The 22,647-nt window shown below is 44.2% G+C and carries 19 protein-coding genes; 17 read left to right on the forward strand and 2 right to left on the reverse strand.

Translation table 11 applies throughout. The annotated features are described in order from the left end of the window. The first annotated feature begins 263 nt into the window (after positions 1–263). From MWG26_RS08035 to MWG26_RS08100, 14 genes are all read left to right on the forward strand, one after another. Positions 264–2,024: a sensor histidine kinase gene (locus MWG26_RS08035; RefSeq protein ID WP_025655495.1), complete on the forward strand. Its 1,761-nt coding sequence runs from the start codon at positions 264–266 to the stop codon at positions 2,022–2,024. A 106-nt stretch (positions 2,025–2,130) separates the two neighbouring features. After that, a complete protein-coding gene (locus MWG26_RS08040) occupies positions 2,131–2,712 on the forward strand; it encodes an ANTAR domain-containing response regulator (RefSeq protein ID WP_044926672.1) in 582 nt (193 codons plus the stop codon). 221 nt (positions 2,713–2,933) lie between these two features. After that, a complete protein-coding gene (locus MWG26_RS08045; RefSeq protein WP_025655496.1) occupies positions 2,934–3,632 on the forward strand; it encodes a cyclase family protein in 699 nt (232 codons plus the stop codon). A 37-nt stretch (positions 3,633–3,669) separates the two neighbouring features. Next, entirely contained in the window at positions 3,670–4,683 is a 1,014-nt protein-coding gene (locus MWG26_RS08050) for a sugar ABC transporter substrate-binding protein (protein ID WP_025655497.1), read from the forward strand. An 88-nt stretch (positions 4,684–4,771) separates the two neighbouring features. After that, complete coding sequence (locus tag MWG26_RS08055; protein WP_044926675.1) at positions 4,772–6,262, forward strand: sugar ABC transporter ATP-binding protein; 1,491 nt, start codon at positions 4,772–4,774, stop codon at positions 6,260–6,262. Between the two features lie 6 nt (positions 6,263–6,268). Next, positions 6,269–7,291 carry an ABC transporter permease gene (locus MWG26_RS08060; protein WP_025655499.1) on the forward strand — a complete coding sequence of 341 codons (1,023 nt, stop codon included), beginning with the start codon at positions 6,269–6,271 and terminating at the stop codon, positions 7,289–7,291. A gap of 39 nt (positions 7,292–7,330) precedes the next feature. Further along, positions 7,331–8,242 (forward strand): sugar phosphate isomerase/epimerase family protein, encoded by a 912-nt coding sequence (locus MWG26_RS08065; RefSeq protein ID WP_025655500.1) that lies wholly within the window; start codon positions 7,331–7,333, stop codon positions 8,240–8,242. Next, positions 8,239–9,282, forward strand: coding sequence for a galactitol-1-phosphate 5-dehydrogenase (locus tag MWG26_RS08070; RefSeq protein WP_025655501.1), 1,044 nt, complete (start codon positions 8,239–8,241; stop codon positions 9,280–9,282). Before MWG26_RS08065 ends, MWG26_RS08070 begins: the two co-directional genes overlap by 4 nt. Positions 9,283–9,284: 2 nt before the next feature. Beyond that, positions 9,285–10,340 carry an alcohol dehydrogenase catalytic domain-containing protein gene (locus MWG26_RS08075; protein ID WP_025655502.1) on the forward strand — a complete coding sequence of 352 codons (1,056 nt, stop codon included), beginning with the start codon at positions 9,285–9,287 and terminating at the stop codon, positions 10,338–10,340. A 1-nt stretch (position 10,341) separates the two neighbouring features. After that, positions 10,342–11,007, forward strand: coding sequence for a ribulose-phosphate 3-epimerase (gene rpe / locus MWG26_RS08080; protein ID WP_117440948.1), 666 nt, complete (start codon positions 10,342–10,344; stop codon positions 11,005–11,007). Positions 11,008–11,221: 214 nt separating this feature from the next. Beyond that, positions 11,222–12,664 carry a rhamnulokinase gene (gene rhaB, locus MWG26_RS08085; protein ID WP_025655504.1) on the forward strand — a complete coding sequence of 481 codons (1,443 nt, stop codon included), beginning with the start codon at positions 11,222–11,224 and terminating at the stop codon, positions 12,662–12,664. Between the two features lie 651 nt (positions 12,665–13,315). Next, a complete protein-coding gene (locus MWG26_RS08090; protein WP_275891942.1) occupies positions 13,316–14,905 on the forward strand; it encodes a xylulokinase in 1,590 nt (529 codons plus the stop codon). 26 nt (positions 14,906–14,931) lie between these two features. Beyond that, a complete protein-coding gene (locus tag MWG26_RS08095; protein ID WP_025655506.1) occupies positions 14,932–16,254 on the forward strand; it encodes an MATE family efflux transporter in 1,323 nt (440 codons plus the stop codon). A gap of 31 nt (positions 16,255–16,285) precedes the next feature. Further along, a complete protein-coding gene (locus MWG26_RS08100; RefSeq protein WP_025655507.1) occupies positions 16,286–16,468 on the forward strand; it encodes a hypothetical protein in 183 nt (60 codons plus the stop codon). Between the two features lie 217 nt (positions 16,469–16,685). Here MWG26_RS08100 and MWG26_RS08105 read toward each other — a convergent pair whose 3' ends face one another. Both MWG26_RS08105 and MWG26_RS08110 read right to left on the reverse strand, forming a co-directional pair. Then, positions 16,686–18,818, reverse strand: a complete 2,133-nt coding sequence (locus tag MWG26_RS08105) for an FtsX-like permease family protein (protein ID WP_244062712.1) — start codon at positions 18,816–18,818, stop codon at positions 16,686–16,688. Further along, entirely contained in the window at positions 18,772–19,530 is a 759-nt protein-coding gene (locus tag MWG26_RS08110; RefSeq protein ID WP_025655509.1) for an ABC transporter ATP-binding protein, read from the reverse strand. Before MWG26_RS08110 ends, MWG26_RS08105 begins: the two co-directional genes overlap by 47 nt. A 212-nt stretch (positions 19,531–19,742) precedes the next feature. On the opposite strand from MWG26_RS08110, the gene MWG26_RS08115 reads away from it, so the two are divergent. From MWG26_RS08115 to MWG26_RS08125, 3 genes are all read left to right on the forward strand, one after another. Continuing rightward, positions 19,743–20,501 (forward strand): LytR/AlgR family response regulator transcription factor, encoded by a 759-nt coding sequence (locus MWG26_RS08115; RefSeq protein WP_240285665.1) that lies wholly within the window; start codon positions 19,743–19,745, stop codon positions 20,499–20,501. 143 nt (positions 20,502–20,644) lie between these two features. Beyond that, a complete protein-coding gene (locus MWG26_RS08120; protein ID WP_173020083.1) occupies positions 20,645–21,814 on the forward strand; it encodes a sensor histidine kinase in 1,170 nt (389 codons plus the stop codon). Positions 21,815–22,025: 211 nt separating this feature from the next. After that, entirely contained in the window at positions 22,026–22,643 is a 618-nt protein-coding gene (locus tag MWG26_RS08125) for a DedA family protein (RefSeq protein WP_025655512.1), read from the forward strand. The last annotated feature ends 4 nt before the right edge of the window (positions 22,644–22,647 follow it).

Below are 22,647 nucleotides of genomic sequence, written 5' to 3' on the forward strand. Positions count from 1 at the left end.
TATCATATTTGCAAGGCAATGTCACTTTTGTTTTGGCCGAAGCGAGGTCATGTGTCTTTTGGATCTGTGTTGAGGAAATATGGTTTGCAAGGCACTATATGATGTGGTAAACTTATACCCGAAGGGCACCCCGTAATTCATGCCCTGAGGGGCGTATATGCAGCAGAGCTGCAGTTTAATGTATACTCGCAGTTAAACTGCGGAATAAGATATAAATATGTGGATGTGCAGATGAATTTTCGTGATACCCGGAGGACGAATATGTGAGCGAGATTAATAATATATTGCTGGATGACATTATAAAAAATTATGTCAAAGATGGTACAACCTTCTCAGTGGTCTGTGCAACAGAGAGACGCGGTGAGAATGTAATACAATTATTAAATGCGTATTTTGAGAATTTAACAGTAGAGATTATTAATAACGAGATACAGCTTTTTAAAAACCTGACGGTGATTGATAATATTTACATTGACCGGGTGGAGGCTCTGGGACGGAAGAAGAAGAAACAGATCCAGGAGTGTCGGGAACTTCTGAATAAATTTAGTATTGATTTCAGACCAGATACCAGCCTTGATAAGTTAACAAATGAGGAGCAGTATATAGTTGCACTTTTGAAAGCATATGTCCTTGCGCCGGAGGTAATCATACTGAATAATACTGTATCTTCGTTCGGATACTATTATTACGATGCCTTTTCAAGAATTATCCGGGGATTTCAGGAGTATGGCGCCAGAATTTTTCTGATCACGAATCACTGGGAAGATACATTGAAATTTAGTAAATATGTGGCGGTAAGAGCAGATGAGGATATGTTCACGGTATTCACTATTGAAGAAATTGAACAGAATCCCAGAAAAATCCTGTTTGCTCTGGCGGGCGATGTTGTCGAAACAGAGGGGGAGAAAAATAAGAAGAATGCGGCTTATTCAGCTATTTTTAAAGGGGCGGAACTGTTCGCTCAAAATAAAGAGCTGTCTGAAGCAATGGAATATCTGACAAGACAGATTGCAGAAGCATTTTCAGCGCAAAGCTGTAAAGTATATTTTGTTGGTGATAACGGAGAAATTTTTCATTATGACAGCAATAAAGAGGATGAGAACAAGTATTTGCTTCGGGATGATTATGTTCTTCAGTGTATGCAGAGAACAACGGAACAGGTATTTTACACTACTAAACGAAATCAGGATATGGGAAAGATTTTTCGCAGTTTAGACCCGGAAATACGTGTATTACTGGCATTACCTGTTATAGCAATTCCCAAGCGTGTTGGGTTACTGGCAGTTTCTTTTGATCGGTACTTCACTTATCAGGAGGAGGATTTGATTTTTCTGAAAACAAATTGTCATGAAATAGGCCAGCTGGTACAGTCCTCGCAGTTAATTAATAAATCAATACTTCTGCAGGAGGTATATCACCGGATCAAAAATAATCTGCAAATGATTATCGGACTGATTTATATGCAGAAGTATACCTTGAAGGCAGAGGGAATCGATGAAATGCCAACCGAAAAAGCAGCTATGCTTATGGATAATATTATCGGACAGATTAAAAGCATTGCCTATGTCAACGAATTGATGACGGGGGAGGGGTATATAGATGATAAGGTCAGCCTTGAAATGGCGGTAGAGAATGTCGTTTCCTTATATCGCTCTGATGAGTTTAAGATTTCTATGCATATTGAAAACATACATATTCCTTACAAAATGACAATATCGATATGCATGCTGGTAAATGAGCTGATATGTAATGCGTGTCATCATGCATATGCAGAGGCATGCGATAAGGTGAAACTGATAGACGTATCAATGAAAATTTTGGACGGTAAATTATATTTGAGTGTAAGGGATAATGGGAGTGGCATCAAAAATCCGGATGATTATTTAAAGGCGGGAAGCACTGGTATTACAATTATTCGGAATCTTCTGAGGGAATTAAAAGGAGAAATAGAGGTTTACAGCGAAGAGGGACTGCAGGTTCAAGTTATATTACCTATGCCCGTGAAATATTACAGTAAAGGATAATTGACTCTTGTTTCCAGCATCGATAACAGGAGTGCGTCCTGAAAAAGAATATTTCAATACACCAGGCGGTGTGGAGGTTGAGTAATTAGAAAACGGAGTGTTCATTATGGAAGAGAGACTGAATGTATTAGTGGTTGAAGATGAGGGGATTGTGTCGGCGGGGATTGTATGCTGTGTGCAAGAATTAGGGCATACGGTGACAGGACAGGCTTTTTCGGGAACTGAGGCCATCGAACAGGCGCGTCAGAGCAAGATTGACATTATTCTTATGGATATAAATCTTCCCGACATGACGGGAATTGAAGCATTGAAAGAGATTTCCAGGATAAAAAAAATACCTTGTATATTTATTACCGGATATTCCGACAGAAAACTGATCACTGAGGCAAATAGTTTGAATACAACATATGGATACCTTATAAAGCCGGTGAATCAAAATGAACTTGCGGCTGCAATTGAAATTTCTATTAAAAGATCTGATGAGAGAAAGGAACTGGAAAGTTCCATGAAGAATGCCGAGCAGGCGCTTCAAAATCGTAAATTAGTGGAACGGGCAAAAGGATTATTAATGGACAATTTCAGGATGAAAGAAGGAGAAGCAATGCGGTATATTCAGAAGCGAAGCCGCGATGAGAACAAGAAAATCCAGATTGTGGCCAGGGATGTAATTGAATTTTTTGAAAAGTAAATGCAATTTTGTTTTTTTTCGATTTGTTTGATTTAGAAAATAAAATTTTATAAATAAAAGTTGTTATAAAGGGTTGACAAGAGAAATAAAAAATGGTATAGTTTGGTCAATAAGAAAGCTTATGGCAGGTTTTCTTTTCGAAAGTGTTATGAACGCACTTAACCGACAGGTTAAGTGCGTTTTTTTATTGCAAATCAACATAAAAAAGAAAGGAGAAGTTTATGATGAAAAAGAACTCTATTGTTGATTTAAGTCAGAAAATGTACAGTGGAAAGGAGGTTAATTTTAATTTTGAACTTGAATTACGCGATGCTGTGGAATCAATGTCTCAACTGAAGTATACCGACGACGTCTGGTATAAAATCGGTTATGTCAACATGTGTACACATAACGGAACACACGTGGAAGTTCCCCGGCATCATCAGCGTGAAGGGGCGGATCTGGTACAGGTTCCGCTTGGACAGCTTATCGGTAATCTCGTAGTGCTCGATTTTACAAACAAGCCAGTCGGCGGATGCATTACAGCTGAAGATTTGAAAAAACACGATGCAGAGATTCACGAGGGAGATATTGTATTTCTTAAAACACATACGGACCAGCTGTTTCGTACACCTGACTGGGCAAAATATCCCTACGTAACGGTAGAAGGCGTGCAGTATCTTGTAGATAAAAAAATTGGATGTCTTGGTGGTGATGGTTCTGGCATTGAGGATGAAAACGCAGAAAATCAGCCAAGCCATATCACATTATTTAATGGCGGTATCCCTCTTGTTGAATCAGCAACAAACCTGGACGAGGTTGAAAGTGGAAAGTATATGGCATTTATTCTGCCGCTTCCGATTGTAGATGGCGACGCAAGCCCGGTTCGTATTGTTGCAGTCAGCAAGGAGGCTCTGGCAGAAGAATTAGGACTGAAGTAAATGGGGTACATAAAAACGAAAGTAAAGGAGATTGATTATGAAAAAGAGATTATTAACTGTAGCTATCGTTGCAGCCATGATTGCATCCCTGGCAGGCTGTTCTAATGGTGACAACAAAACTGATGCAAAAGCGGACACAACGACTGAAACAACAGCCGATACAGGGAAAGAGAATGAGAAAGATAAAGATTATGTGATTGGGTGTGTCCTGATATCCGGTACAATTCAGCATTGCCAGTTATTCAAGCAGGGATTTGAAGAAACATGTGCGGCAAATGGAGCGGAAGCAGTAGTTTTGGACGCTAATTATGATCCGCAGGTATTGATTAGTTCAATCAATGACCTTGTGGCAAAAGGCTGCGATGGTATCGTGGTGGAATCCTGTGATGCCAATGCTCCACTGGCGGCTATCAAAGAAGCAGCGAATGCAGGCGTTGTAGTAGCCGCTGCAGATATGTATCTGGACATTTCCGAAGAAGACGGCACCGTTATTTCACAGACTGTTTCAGACAATTACAGCGGTGGGTATGAATGCGGCGAGGATGTTGTTAAGAGAGCAGACGGTAAAGATTTTAATGTATGTATTATGGAATTACAGACAAACACTTCGGCCGTAGACCGGGTAAAAGGATTCCAGGATGCGATTGAAGGACACGATAATATCAAAGTCCTTGATATCGGTACGCCAAATCCGGAGAATCTGGAACAGAAAGTAGCTGTTTGTGATGCGTGGGTCGAGAAGTTTGATAAAATTGATGCAATTTTCTGCTATCATGATCCAGCTGCCATTGCCTGTGTTTCATCTCTTAAAGCAGCTGGAAGACTCGAGAACACCTTTATCTATTCCGTGGATGGCAATGAGGAAAACTTAATTGCAATTAAAAATGGGGAGGTCACAGGCTCTGCAAAACAGGATCCATATAAGATGGCTCAGGCCTCCACAGAGGATATCTTTACTGTTCTTAACGGCGGTGCCATTGATCATGATTATTTGACGAAAGTTCCGATTACCTATGTAGATGCTTCTAATGTGGATGAATTCTTAAAATAATGAATGATTTAAAATCGGTGGCACAAATAGTGTCACCGATTGTTTTCAGAGAAAGCGGGTGAGAACAGTGAACAGCAAAATCATTGAGATGAAGGGAATAAATAAATCATTTTTTGGCGTAAAAATTCTTGAAAATACCAGCTTTGATTTAAAGTACGGGGAGGTACATGCTGTCTTAGGAGAGAATGGAGCCGGAAAATCCACTCTGATGAAATGCCTGTCCGGTATTTATCAGTGCGATAGTGGGGATATCTATTACGAAGGAAAACTGATAAAAATTACTGATGTGAGGGATTCTCTGAAGTTTGGAATTGGTTTTATACAGCAGGAAATTATTCTGGCAGAGCAGTTGAGCGCCGGAGAAAATATCTATATGGGAAGAGAGCCTAAGAACAATCTGGGGATAATAGACAGAAAAAAAATGTTCCGTGATGCCCAGAATATTATAGATGACATTGATGGAAATTTCAATGCCCACATAATCGCCAGAGATTTGAGTCCGGCACAAAAGCAGATGATAGAGATTGGCAAGGCAATCAGTCTGAATGCAAAAATTATTATTATGGATGAACCAACTGCAGTTCTGAGTAAAAGGGAAGTCGACATGCTTTTTACACTGATTAGAAAGCTGAAAAAAAGAGGCATTTCATTTGTATATATTTCCCATCGAATGGGTGAAATATTTCAGATATCCGATAGAATCACTGTGTTACGAGATGGCAAAAACGTAAAAACCCTGCAAACCTCCGGGGCAACAGAGGATATGCTGGTGGAAATGATGGTTGGTTATAAACTGTCGGATTATTATGATCCTCAGGTAAACCGCAAAACAGGGGCTCCGGTTCTTGAGGTAAAGGATCTGACTCGTTCAGATGGCAGGGCCCGGGATGCAAGCTTTTATCTGAACAGGGGGGAAATCCTTGGTTTTGCAGGACTGGTCGGTTCCGGACGTACAGAATTGATGCAGATGATTTTTGGTATCGAGAAGCCGGAAAAAGGAACAATAAAGCTAAATGGAAAAGAAGTGAAATTTAAAAATGCAGGCAATGCAATGAAAAATAAAATTTCTCTGATTCCGGAGGAAAGAAAACTGCAGGGCGCCGTTGTAAGCAATACTGTTGAATTCAATCTGACCTTGAATGTTTTAGAACGATTTTTAGGATCCGGACGATATAACAGAAAAAAAGAACATGCAATAACAGATTACTATCGTGACCACCTTAAAATAAAAATGGATTCAGGCAGACAGAAACTTACATATCTCTCGGGAGGAAATCAGCAGAAGGTTGTGCTGGCGAAATGGCTCGCAACAAAGCCTGAAATACTGATTATGGATGAACCAACCAGAGGCATTGATGTTGCCGCAAAGGCAGAGATTTATGCGCTTATGCACGATTTGACGAATCAGGGGGTGAGTATTATCATGGTTTCTTCGGATTTGCCGGAGCTTATGAATCTGAGTGACAGAATTTATGTCATGTGCGAATCAAGGATTAAAGCATGCTTTACAAGGGAAGAAGCTGATCAGGAAACGATACTTCGCTATGCTTTAGGGGTAAAAAATGGAGAAATGGAGTGATTTAAAATGAAAGAGAGTCAGTTAAAAGATTTCGGCGTTGGATTTAAAAATGCCGCAAAAGTCAATATAGGTTCTATCGTGGCATTTGCATTTGTCTTTATTGTATCTATATTCGTATCATCCAGGTTCTGTACGGTTAGTAATCTGCTGTCTGTCATGCGCAATGCAGCGACCAATTCCATATGTGCGTTTGCTATGACATTTGTCATGATTACCGGGGGAATTGATCTTTCTGTTGGATCCTTTATGTCACTTTCCGGGTGCTTATGTACCGTTTTGGTTGCCTGGAAGAATTTCCCCCTGCCGGCAGCCATTCTGCTGTCCCTTTGCGTTGGTGCCGTTTATGGCCTGATCAACGGGTTGATTATAACAAAATTGAATATGCCTCCGTTTATAGTTACACTTGCAGCGATGAATATTTTAAGAGGCTCATCCTACTTAATGACTGATGGCCGTCCGGTAATTATCGATAATAAAGTTTTCGCGGAGATAGGCGGAGGGCTCTGGAATAACATACCGATTCCGGTTTTCTATGTGATTGTTTTATTTATAGTGTTCTGGTTTTTGCTCAACAGAACACGATTTGGACGACATGTATATGCAGTAGGCGGGAATATTACAGCCGCAAAATATTCCGGAATTAAAACGGATAAGGTGATTACAATAACCTATGTTTTAAGTGGGCTGATGGCATCATTTGCAGGTATTATATTATCTTCCAGACTCAATTCAGGACAGCCTATTATCGGCGACGGTGCAGAGATGGATGCCATTGCAGCCTGTGTTGTGGGCGGTGTAGCAATGACAGGAGGCGCCGGTACGCTGTTCGGAACACAAGTCGGCGCATTTATTATCGCAATACTAAGCAATATCCTCAATCTGTCCGGTATTAATTCCTATGCACAGTTAGTAGCTAAGGGAATTGTTATTCTGGTTGCAGTTTACCTGTATTCATTAAGAGATGCAAAAAAGGGTATAAGATTCATGCGCATTAAGAATAGAAAGTCAAATGAAAACAGCGGAATATAAATAGGAATATAGACTCTGGATGAGTCTGGAGGAGGTTTTATGTCTTATAGATTGGGAATCAACCTTGGCTTTGCAATAAACAAATATATAGAACCGGAAGTATGGAGTAAAATCGTCGCGGAAGAGCTGGAACTAAGATATGTTCAGTTTGTGGCAGATTTGCTGAATCCTTTTCTTCCGGAAACATACGTGGAAAGCCAGATTAAAAGGATTAAGGATGCTGTGAAATTTTATGATATCCGGGTGGAAAGCTTATTTACATCTGCATTTACAAGGGTAAACCATTTCATGCATCCGGATGAAGAGGCCAGAAAAATCTGGCTGGAATGGTTTAAATCATATCTCAGGATCGGAAGCGAACTTGGAGCTAAAAACTGCGGAAGCCATTTTGGCATTCTGACATTTCATGATTATGAGGATCCGGACAGACGGGAATTTATTATAGAAGAAGCTGTAAAAGGATGGCAGACTTTAAGTTTCTATGCAAAGGAGCTGGGGTATGAATGTTTAATATTTGAACCGATGAGTGTTCCAAGAGAAATGGCGAATACCATAGCAGATACAAAAGAGCTCATGGACCGGGTGAACGCTAATTGTGGAGTTCCGATGAAGGTCTGTCTGGATATAGGACATGCACCGGATCCAAAGGAAAGGGATCCCTACCCGTGGATTCAGGCCCTGGCAGGCGTATCGCCGGTGATCCATTTGCAGCAGACAGTTTTAAATAAATCAAATCATGCCCCCTTTACTGAGGAAAATAACAGAACGGGGATCATCAAAGCGGAAAAGGTTATGGAGTGTGTAAAGCAGGCCGGATGTAAGGACAGCCTCTTTGCATTTGAAATTTCACACCGAGAACATTATGATACAGAGTTCAGAATCATTCAGGATCTGAAAGAAAGTGTAAAGTACTGGAAACCCTATATTACAAATCAGGAGGTGGCAGTTTGAAGGCCTGTGTATTACATGCGGTAAACGATTTGAGGTATGAGGAAACTAAAACTCCGGTGCCACAGGAGGATGAGGTTCTCCTGAAAGTCAGGGCGGCCGGAATATGCGGAAGTGATGTTCCCAGAGTATTTGTAAAAGGAACTTATCACTTTCCAACGATACCGGGACATGAATTTTCCGGTGAGATAGTTAGTGTTCCTGAGGGAGGAGATTCTTCCCTGATTGGGAAACGTGCGGCTGTATTTCCGTTGATTCCGTGTATGGAATGCGCTCCATGTTCTGCAGGCTTATATGCCCAATGTAAGAATTATAATTATTACGGTTCACGCTGCGATGGAGGGTTTGCAGAATATATTGCCGTAAAGAAAAAAAACCTTGTATTAATACCAGATAATGTATCCTATGAAGAAGCGGCCATGTGCGAACCAACAGCCGTTGCAATCCATGCGGTTACGCGGGCGAGAGTTGGATACGGTGATGTCGTCACTATTTTCGGAGCGGGAACAATTGGTTTGCTTCTGGCGAAAATAGCTGCAGCATATGGCGCTTCGAAGGTCATTTTATTTGATGTGATGGAAGAGAAGCTGGAATTTGCCAGAAAGCTTGGTTTTACATATTGTTATAATAATGCAAAGTGTGATGTGAAAGACATTGTTGCAGGCCTCACGAATCAAAAAGGTTCCAATGTGACTATCGAAGGAACAGGAGTCAGCGCGGCGCTGGAAAATTGTATTCAGGTAACGGGAGTATCAGGACAAATTGTTCTGATGGGGAATCCAATAAAAGAAATGAAACTGTTACAGGATAATTACTGGGGGATTTTACGGAAACAGCTGACCTTAAGAGGAACATGGAACTCAGATTTTAATGGAATGAAAAATGACTGGCAGACGGCTGTACAGGCAATGCCAAAATTGAAGCTGAAAGAGCTCATATCTCATAAGTTCCATTTTTCAGAATGCAGGAAAGCATTTCAGACGATGAAAAGCAAAGATGAATTCAGTGTAAAAATAATTTTTATTAATGAAAGTGAGGAATAGGGATGAAGGCAGCATTTTATTTGGGAAATGAACAGATGGCAGTCAGGGAAGCGCCCAGGCCGGAAACAGATGCAGATAGTGTTTTGGTCAGAGTGCGGTCCTGTGCGGTCTGCGGCTCGGATATCAGAATTTTTCATTCCGGTAATAATCGTGTGACTCCGCCACAGATACTGGGTCATGAGATTGCAGGAGACGTTGTGGAAGCCGGAGCGAATGTTACCAGAGTGAAGGTTCAGGACAGAGTTGCGATTGGCGCTGACGTTCCCTGCGGAGAATGCTCATTTTGCGAGTCCGGAATCGGAAACAACTGCCAGATTAATTATGCTATGGGTTATCAGTTTGCAGGCGGTTTTGCCGAATATGTTCTGTTGAATAAAACCGTTATGAATTATGGACCGGTACATCTTTTACCAGATCATGTTACATATGAGGAAGGTTCGCTTGCAGAACCGCTGGGGTGCGTATTAAATGCTCTGGATTTAGCGCCGGTACGGTTAAATGACGTGGTGTGCGTTATTGGGGCCGGCCCGATCGGAATGATGCTCTGCTGCGTTGCCAGACGAATGGGCGCGTCGAAAGTAATTCTTGTGAATCGTTCGGAGCAAAGACTGGAGATTGCAGAAAAGCTGGATGTGGCTGATATTTATGTTTGTTCCGGGAAAGAGGATGCAATCCTCAGAGTGATGAAAGAGACAAATGGACTTGGCGCAGATGTGCTCTTTACTTCCTGCCCATCTCCTCAGGCGCAGACGGATGCGATGCAGATGGCGAAGAATCGTGCGAGGGTATGTTTCTTTGGCGGGCTGCCAAAAGAAAAGAGCCAGGTTACCATTGATACAAATATAATCCATTACAAAGAACTGTTCATCACAGGCGCTCATGGAGCAACGCCTTATCATCATGGAAGGGCAGTGGAATTAATCGCTTCCGGCGTCGTAGATGTAAAGAAATTTATTTCTGCCAGCTATCCATTGCATGAGATTGATAAAGCTTTTGAAGCTGCAGAGAAGCACTCAGGTCTGCGTATTATAGTGAATCCACAGGGGGGAGATCTGTAAAATGAGAGGTAAACTATCCCCTTCTATGATGTGCGCTGATATCAGAGATATGGACAGATATTTGAAAGAGTTTGAAAAAAATGGCGTTGAGTATTTGCATATTGATATTATGGATGGACATTTTGTGCCTAACTTCGCATTGGGTACGGATTTTATTCGGAATCTGAGAAAATGCACCTCTATACCACTCGATATCCATATGATGGTAAACAATCCGGAAGACCGGCTGGGCTGGCTGGATATCCATAAAGGAGATTACGTATCTGTGCATTATGAAAGCACAGTACATATACAAAGAGTATTGAGCGCTATCCGGGAAATGGGCGGAAAACCAATGCTGGCGATCAATCCGGGAACACCGGTTGAAGTATTGAAATGGCTGCTGGATGATTTGGACGGTATACTGATCATGACTGTAAATCCGGGATTTGCAGGACAGAAATTGATTCCTCAGTCATTAAATAAAATCAAAGAAGTAAGAGCTTATCTGAATACAAATGGGAAAGAGAAGATAGAAATAGAAGCAGATGGAAATGTCAGCTTCGAGAATGCAGAAAAGATGCGGAGGGCGGGGGCGGATATCTTTGTCGCCGGAACTTCCAGCGTGTTTAATAACGAAATGAGTTTAGATGCGGCGTTGAATAAATTAAGAAATATCGTTCATTGAACGCAGCAGGCCACCTTATTTAAAGTTTACCCGGATTCTGTATCTTGATTGGATATTTTTGTGATTCATTATAAATGATTATACCACAAACGACAGGCTCCCCGGAGCCTGTCAGCTGTGTGTTGCAGATAAAACAGGACGTTAATCCATTGATAATAAGAAAATGGGTTCAATAGTATATAGTAATTTTTGACAGAGAAGGGGGAAATCTAAGATGATTAGATATTATCTGGCGGTAGACATCGGGGCATCAAGCGGGCGCCATATGCTGGGCTGGCTGGAAAATGGGAAAATGCAGATACAGGAAGTTCACCGTTTTCAAAATGGAATGAAAGAAATCAATGGATCCCTTTGTTGGGATGTAGATCAGTTGTTTAAAGAGGTGATCGCCGGATTAAAAAAATGCCGTGAGATGGGGAAGATTCCAGAAAGCATGGGAATTGACACGTGGGGGAATGATTTTGTATTGTTGGATGAGGACGGTCGGAGGATCGGAAATGCAGTCGGCTATCGGGATGCAAGAACGAATGGCATGGACAAAGAGGTGTACCGTGAGATTTCGGAAGAGGAGTTATATGCGCGTACTGGAATTCAGAAGCTGATGTTTAATACAGTATATCAGCTTATGGCATTGAAGATGCAGTATCCGGATAATCTCCAGCAGGCGGATACATTGCTTTTAATGCCAGATTATCTGCATTATCTTTTAACAGGTATAAAGGCAGCTGAGTACACGAATGCGACCACGACACAGCTGGTCAATGCAAAAACAAAAGACTGGGACCGGGAGCTGATTGCCCGGCTGGGATATCCCGGGAAGATTTTCCAGCAGATACGAACGCCGGGAACCAGGCTTGGGAAATTTTCCCGGGAAATCTGCGAATTAGTCGGTTTTGAATGTGAGGTTGTGCTTCCGGCAACTCATGATACCGGTTCGGCGGTTCTGGCGGTTCCATCACATGAGGACCGGACAATGTATATCAGCTCAGGGACATGGTCACTGATGGGAGTGGAGAGGATGGATGCGGACTGCTCGCCTGGGAGCAGGAGACTCAATTTCACCAATGAAGGGGGATATGAATACCGTTTCCGTTACCTGAAAAATATTATGGGGCTGTGGATGATTCAGAGCGTAAAAAAAGAATTGCAGGATGCTTATTCGTTTGCAGAACTTTGTACTCTGGCAGAAAAATCAGGGATTTCTACCATCGTAGACTGTAATGCGTTAGAATTTCTTGCGCCTGAATCCATGATGAAGGCAATATATGCACAGTGTAAAAAGCAGAGTTCCATATCGGAAGCAGGTGAGCTTCCGCAGACACCGGGCGACTATGCACGCGTAATATACCGGAGCCTTGCAAGGTGTTATCAGGACACGGTAAAAGAGTTAGAGAATCAGATGGGTTGTGAATATGGGCAGCTTCATGTAGTAGGAGGCGGTTCAAACGCAGCATATCTTAATCAGCTGACGGCAGAGGCGACGGGAAAAAAGGTTCTGGCCGGGCCGGCAGAGGCAACCGCAATCGGTAATCTTATGGTACAGATGCTGGAAAAGAAGGTGTGGAAAAGTCTGCGTGATGCAAGAGAGTGTGTATATAAATCCTTTGATGTTCAGGAGTTTAGTCCTGGCAAAGGGGGTACTTCACCCATTGCCTGAACATTCATCTTCGCGTTTTTTGAAAACGTATATTGTTTGTTTTATTACTGTTCTCAGATTAGATATTGTATTGCAGCGTGCTATCAGGATATGGAGGGATATGTAAATGCTACATATGGACTGGATATGGAGAAGATCGGCGTTATTGGATTCAGCGGTATGATGCCACGGCTACCTTACATTTATATAAGGTCGGAGAGCTACTGACAGCGTTCCGTACATGGAGAAATAGCATTACCGGTCAAGCATCCAAAATACTGCAGAAAGTAACCGGCAAATAATAATGCGGTAAAATCTTGAATTACTCCAGCCCTTTGTGAGTTGGAGTAATTTAATATAATTCACATAATCCACTATAAGTATGTTATTTCTGTTTTTCGTTTATCTGACATATTATCTTTCGTGTCCAATTCATCGGCAAATCTGCTTGTCACCTACATTTCATTTCTTGATACTGACTAAGGCGTGATTTGTAATCGTCAATAGGGAGCATTCTTGAATGCTGTGAAAAACTTTGTTAAAAAATAGTTGTATTAAATACCCGGAAAGGATAAAATAGAGTTAATTCAGGAGTTCTGTAAAATAGCACGAAAAGAAGGCCTGGAAGTAAGGAGACAATTCTGAATAAGTAGGAAAGGGTGTTTAATAAGCATGGAAGCAAAAGAAATCATTACTGCGGGAAAGACCGCTCTGGGAATTGAATTTGGCTCTACAAGGATTAAAGCCGTACTGGTGGATGAGGCCGGTAAGGTTCTTGCATCAGGCAGTCACGATTGGGAGAACCAGTACGTGAACGATATCTGGACATACAGCCTTGATGCTGTATGGAAGGGGCTGCAGGATTGCTACCAGGATCTGGCAGGCAGTGTAAAGGCTACATATGGGCTGGCACTGGAAACAATCGGTTCCATCGGGTTTAGCGGCATGATGCACGGCTACCTTCCTTTTAATAAAGACGGAGAGCTGCTGACACCGTTCCGTACATGGCGCAATAATATCACCGGACAGGCTTCTGAGAAGCTGACAGAGGTATTTCAGTATAATATTCCGCAGAGATGGAGTATCGCGCATCTTTACCAGGCGATCCTGAATGGGGAAGAGCATGTGAAAGATGTTGATTTCTTTACAACGCTGGCCGGGTATGTGCACTGGCAGCTGACGGGCAGAAAGGTGCTTGGCATCGGCGAGGCTTCCGGCATGTTCCCGATTGATGTAGAGAGGAAGGACTTTAACCGTCACATGATAGGCCAGTTCGACGAACTTGTAAAAGAGTGCGGATACCCATGGAACTTGGAAGCACTGCTTCCGGAAGTACTGGTGGCAGGGGAAGATGCAGGCGTGCTTAGCGAAGATGGGGCAAAACTGCTGGATGTGACAGGTACCTTGAAAGCAGGCATTCCACTGTGTCCGCCGGAGAGTGATGCCGGCACGGGTATGGCGGCAACAAACAGCGTCGCAAAGCGTACGGCTAATGTATCGGCCGGAACCTCTGTTTTCGCTATGGTTGTTCTGGAAAGAGAGCTTTCCAAAGTATATCCGGAGATCGATATGGTGACGACACCCGCAGGGGATCTTGTGGCCATGGTACACTCCAATAATTGTACATCCGATTTGAATGCATGGGTGAATCTGTTTAAAGAGTTTTCAGAAGCTATGGGCATGGAAGCAGACATGAACAAGCTATATGGGACTCTGTATAATAAGGCGCTGGAAGGCGATGCGGACTGCGGCGGACTGCTTTCCTACTGCTATTTCTCAGGTGAGCACATTACCGGTTTTGAGAAAGGAAGCCCGCTGTTTGCGAGGACATCCGAAAGTAAGTTTACGCTGGCTAACTTTATGCGTTCCCATCTGTTCACCTGCCTGGGCGCTCTGAAGCTGGGGATGGACATCCTCTACAACGACGGTGTGGAGCTTGACCAGATTCTGGGACACGGCGGGCTGTTCAAGACAGCCGGTGTGGGACAGAGAATCATGGCAGCGGCGACAAAGGTGCCGGTATCTGTCATGGAGACGGCAGGAGAGGGCGGCGCTTGGGGCATTGCACTGCTGGCTTCCTATATGAAGAACAAAGAGGCGGGCGAGACACTGGATGCCTATCTGGCGCAGAAGATATTTGCAGACGAGAAGTCTGTGACACTCGAGCCGGATCTGAAAGATGTGGAAGGCTTTGAAAAGTTTATGGAGAGGTATGTGGCAGGTCTGCCGATTGAGCGGGCGGCTGTAGAGATATTGGATTAACAGCGTGCCTTATCGGGTGAGATAACATGAATCGGGATTTTACGGAAGGCAGTATCAGAAAATCTCTGATCTGGTTTGCCCTGCCGATGATGGCGGGAAATCTGCTTCAGCAGCTGTACAATATTGTTGATACTCTAATTGTAGGACAATTTTTAGGGAAGGAGGCACTGGCGGCAGTCGGTGCTTCCTACACGTTGATGACATTTCTGACATCAATTCTGCTGGGGCTGTGTATGGGGAGCGGCGTAGAATTCTCCCTATGTTTTGGAAAAAAGGACATGGACGGCCTGAAAAATGGCGTGTTTATGTCTTTTATACTGATCGGCGGTGTAACGGTGCTTGTTATCGCGATTGTATTCGGGGGAATTGATCTGATTCTCCGGCTTATGCAGGTGCCGGGGGAGATTTACGGAATGATGCGAGATTATCTCTGGGTGATTTTCTGGGGACTGCCGGCAACGTTCCTGTACAACTTTTTTGCCTCATGTCTTCGCGCCCTGGGCAACTCTACGGTTCCCCTTGTATTTCTCGGAATCTCGGCCGTTTTGAATATTTGCCTGGATCTGTATTTCGTACTGGTTTTAAAAATGGGCGTTGCAGGGGCGGCAGGGGCAACGGTGCTGTCACAGTATGTATCCGCGGCCGGAATCTGTCTCTATGTCATGCTGAGGTTCCGTGATATGATGCCCGGCCGAAGGCATTTCAGATGGAATCTGCCTGTATTAAAAGACATTTTTCAACTGTCCTTCCTTACCTGCATCCAGCAGTCGGTCATGAATTTCGGAATTCTGATGGTGCAGGGCCTGGTAAACAGCTTCGGCACGATCGTAATGGCGGCCTTTTCCGCCGCGGTAAAGATCGACTCCTTCGCCTATATGCCGGTACAGGATTTTGGAAATGCATTTTCCACCTTTGTGGCACAGAACTATGGCGCAGGCAGAAAAGAGCGTATCCGGGAAGGGATCAAAAATGCAGTACTGCTCGTACTCATTTTCTGCCTGTTAATATCGGCAGGCGTCTTTATCTTCGCAAAACCACTTCTCCTGCTGTTTGTAAAACCCCAGGAGACGGAGATACTCGCCGTAGGTATAAGCTATCTGAGAATTGAAGGCAGCTTTTACTTCCTGATCGGTTTTCTCTTCCTGTTCTACGGCTTCTACAGAGCAATCAAAAAACCGGGCATGTCTGTCATCCTGACTGCGGCATCCCTTGGAAGCCGCGTCATTCTGGCATACATCCTTTCCGCTGTTCCGTGGATCGGAGTAACCGGAATCTGGGCAGCTGTCCCCATAGGATGGCTGCTTGCGGATGGGATCGGGTATCTTTATTATCGGCGGAGGGTGAGATAAATGGGACGCTGAGCGGGAGCAGGAGAGTCTCTTGCGGAAGCGGGATCAGGGGATAATTATCCACCGTAATCACGGTTACTGGAATGATGACCGTCAGAGTGAATGTGTTCACTGCATGAAGGCCGGTGTAGAGATCGCGTTGAAATACCTGGAAATGGAACAGGAAGATGCAGATAAACTTCCCTATGCAGAAAATATATTTCACTGGGAATAAAATTGACTGTTACAGATTCCTCAGATCTTAATGAAGCGGCAGCGCAAAAAGCCGGCATCTCCTGCGATATTGTATATACATATCTGCGGATATTGCCGGCTTTCAGCCGGACAGTTCCCCGCTGCCAAAAAGGGCCCTGCCTTTGTTCCTCTCTCCGGCCGCATCCCATCTCTGCGAGAGCGGCCTTTCCCTGTAATTTCTAAAAGCCTCCCAACATTTAAAGAATACCAAGAATCTGCTGGGATTTGTGAAGGGCGCGTCTGTAAACCAGATACAGGACACCCCAGATGATCAGGATTAATATGAGCAGATATCCCAGGTTGAGAAGTTCCGAGTGAGATACTCTCATGTCGTTAAATACGGACATAAACAGTGCGTATATCCAGCCAATGGCACATCCGAGCAGTGCGGGATACTGGAAAATCTTCCGCAGTTGTTTTTTCAGGATGTTTTTGTTGTAGGCGGATCCGGCGCCTAGTTTTGTAAGGCTCTGGAACAGGGCCTTGTTGTCCGTAGCAACGGTGATGCTCCGTACGTAACTCATGATGGTGATGGTTGCCAGCATGATGATGAAGATGTACAGGCAGAGCATGACGTAAACGGAAACCTGCTGCATATATTCCTGACGTATCTGCACGACGAAACGGGGCGCGTATTTCCAGTCGTAAGGAGTGTTCTCCATGTCCTGTGAAAGCCCGATGCTTCCGGCATAGCCATAATCTTCCCCATTTTCCTGTGCGGTGCGGTCCTCCCAGGCATCGTAATTTCCCATATGATCGGACAGTGAGGTAGTGCGGGCCAGATATTCCTTTCCCAGCGCCCTGGCAAATGTGTAGGAATGTTCGGCGTCTTTTAAATCAAAGCAGATGACCTTTTCCATGTACTGGCTGCCAAGAGAAGCTGCAGCCGTCTGATAATCCGTATCATTCAGAACATAGGCGAAGGGGCTGCTCATATCGCTGAGGGCATCAAATTCTACGGTACCGTCAAAGGAAAGCGGAAGTGTTGTATCGGTATCCGGGTTGGAAGCGGCGTACAGTCCGTCTTTGAATTCCCACACAGTCTCTCTGTAGCCGGTAGTAGTAATCGTTTTATACGTATTGGGTTCTACGGTAATATCCTGTCCGCTGATCTCTTCATAGGCACTCTCAGGGAAAAACAGCGCCAGTTTGGCTTTCTTTGCATCCAGGGTCACGTACTGGCCGTCGATCAGATCCCTTTGGCGGAAGGAGATTACCAGATTTGCGGCATCGGTTTCCGCGTAGGAAGACAGCGGCATATCGTACTCATCGGAAAGCTTTTGAATATCCTCTCTCGTAATCTGTTCTTCCTGTACCGGAAAATGTAATGCATAGGCTTTTTCATTTTCTCCGATGGTAATACCGGACTGGTCGCTGTACAGCATGCCGAAAAAGGCGGCGAACAGGGAACAGAATAATAAGAGCACAATGACGCACATGTTTTTCGTTGTCACCTTCGCAGTAAAACGCATCATACTGATGGAAACCAGGTTTTTGTAGTATTTTTCTCTATGCTTTCCGGCCGAGGACTGAGAAACAAAGCTGAGAATGATCAGATAGATCCCGGCAAGGGCAACGAGATAAACAAGGTTGAAAATGGATGGGATGTTAATAAGCAACACTTTGGCAGCGACAGCTGGCACGCCAAGGCCAAGTACGATGCCTGTGACGGTCAGGATGACGCCCACTTTCCCTGTCCAGGAAGGGATCACCTTTACCATCTCTGTTTTCTGTCCTGACCGCAGAATCTCCATAATATCGGTTCTGCGGATAAAGCGTCTGCCGGCGAGAAAGAGCAGCAGAACAAGAACGATACAGAATGCAATTCCTACGATAAATCCCTTCCAGCCAAAGCGGTATACCATATCCTCTGTCGGAAGCAGAAATGTCTCGAACAGCTTCCAGATTCCGAAGGATACCGGTACGGAAAGGATCAGTCCAATGACTGCGCCGATGAAGGTTACGAGGGCAAGCTCAGAAAGCAGCATGGGCTTCAGCGCTTTTTTGGGGGTTCCAAGAGCTAGCAGAATACCGTATTCCCGGCTCTTATAGCGGAAGAACAGGCTGGATGCATAGAGGGTGAAGATGGTACACCCCACGGCTGTCACTGCCAGCAGAAGTGTCGCAAGTTTTCGTGTGTCGCCGCCGTCCGGCAGAAAATTCTGTACCGTAGGGCCCAGATACATGAGGGCAAAAGCGGTAATCAGCAGGACCGAAAGGGAAATACAAAATCCCAGCATCAGGTACTGCCCTTTATTCTGTTTTCTGAGTTTGGAAAAAATATTATGCAGCGTCATTAGAATCATCACCTCCAAGTATTCTGAGTACATCCAGCAGCTGGTCCATAAATTCCCGGCGGCTTCCGGTGCGCTCCAGTTCCTGGTTCACCTCACCGTCTTTTAACACAATTACCCGGTCACAGAAGGACGCGGCATAGCTGTCGTGGGTTACCATAAATACGGTTGCATGCATCTCTTCCTTTGCCTGAAGAAATGCGTCGATAACAGCACGGCAGGACTTGCTGTCCAGGTTGCCCGTGGGCTCATCCGCAAGCAGCATATAAGGCTGGTTCATAAGCGCCCTGGCAACCGCTGTCCGCTGTTTTTCTCCGCCCGATATTTCAGCCGGATATTTTGCTGCGATCGAGTCGATGCCGAATATCTCACAAAGCCGTTTCGCCTTGGCTTCCATTTGAGCGGCCGGCTTTTTCGCGATGATCTGCGGGAGGCAGATATTTTCGAATACAGTCAGACCGTCCAGGAGCATGAAGTCCTGGAAGACAAATCCCATATGCTGATTCCGCACAGCTGCAAGCCTGGCTTCACTGAGGCCGGAGATATCTTTTTGATTCAGCAGTATTTCGCCGCTGTCGTGGGGGATAAAACAGGAGATACAATTGAGCAGTGTAGTTTTGCCGCTTCCTGAGGGCCCCATAACTGCAACGAATTCCCCTTTCTTAATTTCAAATGAAATATCTTTAAGCACCGGATAGACGGCGGTTCCTGTCTGATAACTTTTACTTAAATGATTGACCTTTAGCATCTTGTAATTCCTCCTTGTATTTTCTGTACTTGATGACTCTATTGTAGTGGATAGGGGGAAAAATAAATATCTTCCGTACTGTCAAGTTTGGCATAGATTCTGTCATATTTGGTTGACAGTTCAGGCATGCCTGAACTGTTACATATTTGGAAAGTGCATACAACAGAATTCCGGGAAAGGGATTGCAATTATGGCGGTGGGTATGATAGCCTATGGAGGAGAACGGAATCTGGGGGACAAACGAGATGAGAATTGCAATCTGTGATGACGAGAAAAAACTGAGAAACAGCCTGCGCAGAGTGTTGGAAACGCAGCTGCAGCTGGATGGTGTGGACTATGAGATTCAGGAATATGAGTGTGGGGAGGATCTGCTTGCCAAGATAGAACACAATGTGCCGGATATATTGTTCCTGGATATAGAGATGAATGGAATGGACGGAATGGAGACGGCCAGGGAGCTTCGCAGAAAGTATCAGGATACGGTGTTGATCTTTGTGACAGCTTATCCGGATTTTGTGTTTCAGGGATATGAGGTGCATGCCTTCCATTATATATTGAAGCCTTATAAGGAGGAGAAGATACGGGAAGTACTCGGGAAAGCCGTGGAAGAGACCGGGCTGAGCCAGGAAAAGTATTATCTGGTAGAGCAAAAAGCAGGGACGCTGCGCCTGCCGTTTGGAAGGGTACTGTATTTTAAAAGTGAAGGGCGGACCGTGGAGGCATTGCTTGACAACGGAGATATGGAAGCCAGCGCTGCTTATGAAATCGTAAAATTTTATGGAAAGCTTGGTGAGATCGAGGAAGAGATGCCGTCGTTTTTTATCCGGATACATAACCGATATCTTGTGAATCTGAAATACGTGGATAAGCTGGAGGCAAGCAGTCTGGAATGCGGCGGGCAGAGCCTGCCGGTCAGCAGGGCATATAAGCAGGCGACGGCAGTAGCATTTGCGAAGCTAATGTTGAAGTAGCGTTTTGCACAGGAAGGGACAACATGCATATAACAGGGTTTTTTGACATATTGGGGACAGGTTTATATTTTATAGGGAGTTACTTTTTTTACCGTACGCTTACCTGCTTTTTGGAACCGCGCAGGCAGTTTAGCCGGCGGGCAGTGAGTTATCTTATTGGGCTGTTCGTAAGTTCAATGGTGATATTTCCAAGGGATGTGGTAAATATTACGGTTACGATTCCTCTTTTCTTTGCTATGCTGCTGATTGGATTCAAGCAGAAGATTCTGGTAAAAGCTTCTGTTGTGCTTATGTTTTTTCCGATCATCATATCTTTTAATTTCTTGATACAGCAGATTGGGACATGGATCTGGATAAATATGCTGGCAAGAGACGAAATTGCCAATGCGGCGTTATCGAATCTGTCATATATTTTAAATATTTTGTTTTGGTATTGGTTTTGGAAGATTTGGGAAAAAAAGACCAGGGAGATGGTGGATACTCTGGATGAGCAGTCATGGCTTCTGCTGGATGCAGTCTGTCTGGCATCGCTGACCGCTGTGATGAGCTGTGTATACTATACGCCTAGGGAATCCTACAAAGTATGGCTCTGTATGCTTGCGTGTCTGATTACCAATTTTGCAAGTATCAGGCTGGTATTCTATCTGGCGGAGAATATCCGCGGCCGCCTGGAACAGAAAAATGAAAAACTACAGCAGGATTATTACAGGGAATTAGAGGCCGGGCAGCAGGAACTGCGGAAATTCAGACATGATATGAATAATCATTTCAGCGTAGTGGCGGGCTTGATGGACGATGGAAAAGAAGAAGAAGCAAAGAGATATTTCCGGAAATTGTCGGGACATCTTAGCGCGAAAGGGCGTTCATTCTGCAGAAACAGTATTGTTAATGCCGTCCTGAATGCAAAGTACAACCGGGCCTTGGAACAGGAAATTGACTGCTTTTTTAATATTGAGATTGACGAGCTGTTTTTCATTGATCCTTTGGATATCTGTACTATTTTTTCAAATACGCTGGACAATGCCATAGAGGCATGCATGAAGGTAGTCCCAGAGAAACGCCGGATATCTTTGAAGGCGCGATGTACGGAAAAAGGGTATTTCAGTTTTGAGATTGAGAACTCCAAAAACGGGGAGGTTCTGATGGAAAACGGAAGATTCAGGACATGGAAAAAGGAGAAGCAGCAGCATGGGATCGGCATAGAGAATGTCAAAGATGTGGTGAGGCGCTATCAGGGAACGGTGGATATTACCTATGATGCGGAGAGATTTTGTGTTGTAATCCTGATCGCAGAGGGCAGCAGGCTGGCCTGACGATTTCTTTCAATCAAACGGATACCTGATATTAAACAGTATTCTGTAGCTCTGCTGCAGACCCGCCCGAAGGGCATGAGTTACCGGGTGCCCTTTGGGTATGCTTTAACAGATCTGATAGGTTATACTTTTATTTAACAGCAAATAGGAATGATTCGCTCAATTTTTCATATACTTATTTTACAGAATGTGGTAAATGAAGGATGGGTTTATGCAGGAGATTATTATTCAGATTATGAATCAGTTCGGATATCTGGGGGTCTGTTTCCTGATAGCTGTGGAAAATATTTTTCCGCCGATTCCTTCAGAAGTCATCTTGACTTTTGGCGGATTTATGACGACCTATACAAGGCTGACAGTACCGGGGGTTATTATTTTTTCAACTCTCGGCTCCACGATAGGAGCGCTTGTATTGTATTGGGCGGGAACGGCGCTGAATCCGGAACGGCTGGAGACGCTGACCAAAGGGAAAGCATTCCGGCTGCTTGGCTTTGAAAAAGAGGATGTCGAAAAAACGCTCTGCTGGTTTGACAAACATGGAAAAAAAGCGATTCTGTTTGGCAGGTGCATTCCGATCATACGAAGCCTTGTTTCGGTGCCTGCGGGGATGGCGGGAATTAATATGCCGGTCTTTCTCCTTTACACGATCGTAGGGAGTACCATCTGGAATATCGTGCTCGTGTCGCTGGGAGCCATACTGGGAGCTTCCTGGGAAGTTGTTCTGGTGTACATACAAAAATATTCGGCTATCATAAAAGCAGCACTGATTGTAGTCTGCCTGTATCTGGTGATACGGTTTATGTGGAAAAAAATAAAAGCTGCAAAATAGAAGT

Source organism: Faecalicatena contorta, from assembly GCF_022835095.1.
Classification (GTDB): Bacteria; Bacillota; Clostridia; order Lachnospirales; family Lachnospiraceae; genus Faecalicatena; species Faecalicatena contorta.

Bases quoted from the DNA above. Each gene is read 5' to 3' on its own strand.
- MWG26_RS08040 (WP_044926672.1), top strand. From the start codon at position 2,131: ATGGAAGAGAGACTGAATGTATTAGTGGTTGAAGATGAGGGGATTGTG.
- MWG26_RS08045 (WP_025655496.1), top strand. From the start codon at position 2,934: ATGATGAAAAAGAACTCTATTGTTGATTTAAGTCAGAAAATGTACAGT.
- MWG26_RS08050 (WP_025655497.1), top strand. From the start codon at position 3,670: ATGAAAAAGAGATTATTAACTGTAGCTATCGTTGCAGCCATGATTGCA.
- MWG26_RS08055 (WP_044926675.1), top strand. From the start codon at position 4,772: ATGAAGGGAATAAATAAATCATTTTTTGGCGTAAAAATTCTTGAAAAT.
- MWG26_RS08060 (WP_025655499.1), top strand. From the start codon at position 6,269: ATGAAAGAGAGTCAGTTAAAAGATTTCGGCGTTGGATTTAAAAATGCC.
- MWG26_RS08065 (WP_025655500.1), top strand. From the start codon at position 7,331: ATGTCTTATAGATTGGGAATCAACCTTGGCTTTGCAATAAACAAATAT.
- MWG26_RS08075 (WP_025655502.1), top strand. From the start codon at position 9,285: ATGAAGGCAGCATTTTATTTGGGAAATGAACAGATGGCAGTCAGGGAA.
- rpe (WP_117440948.1), top strand. From the start codon at position 10,342: ATGAGAGGTAAACTATCCCCTTCTATGATGTGCGCTGATATCAGAGAT.
- rhaB (WP_025655504.1), top strand. From the start codon at position 11,222: ATGATTAGATATTATCTGGCGGTAGACATCGGGGCATCAAGCGGGCGC.
- MWG26_RS08090 (WP_275891942.1), top strand. From the start codon at position 13,316: ATGGAAGCAAAAGAAATCATTACTGCGGGAAAGACCGCTCTGGGAATT.
- MWG26_RS08095 (WP_025655506.1), top strand. From the start codon at position 14,932: ATGAATCGGGATTTTACGGAAGGCAGTATCAGAAAATCTCTGATCTGG.
- MWG26_RS08105 (WP_244062712.1), bottom strand. From the start codon at position 18,818: ATGTACTCAGAATACTTGGAGGTGATGATTCTAATGACGCTGCATAAT.
- MWG26_RS08110 (WP_025655509.1), bottom strand. From the start codon at position 19,530: ATGCTAAAGGTCAATCATTTAAGTAAAAGTTATCAGACAGGAACCGCC.
- MWG26_RS08115 (WP_240285665.1), top strand. From the start codon at position 19,743: ATGGAGGAGAACGGAATCTGGGGGACAAACGAGATGAGAATTGCAATC.
- MWG26_RS08125 (WP_025655512.1), top strand. From the start codon at position 22,026: ATGCAGGAGATTATTATTCAGATTATGAATCAGTTCGGATATCTGGGG.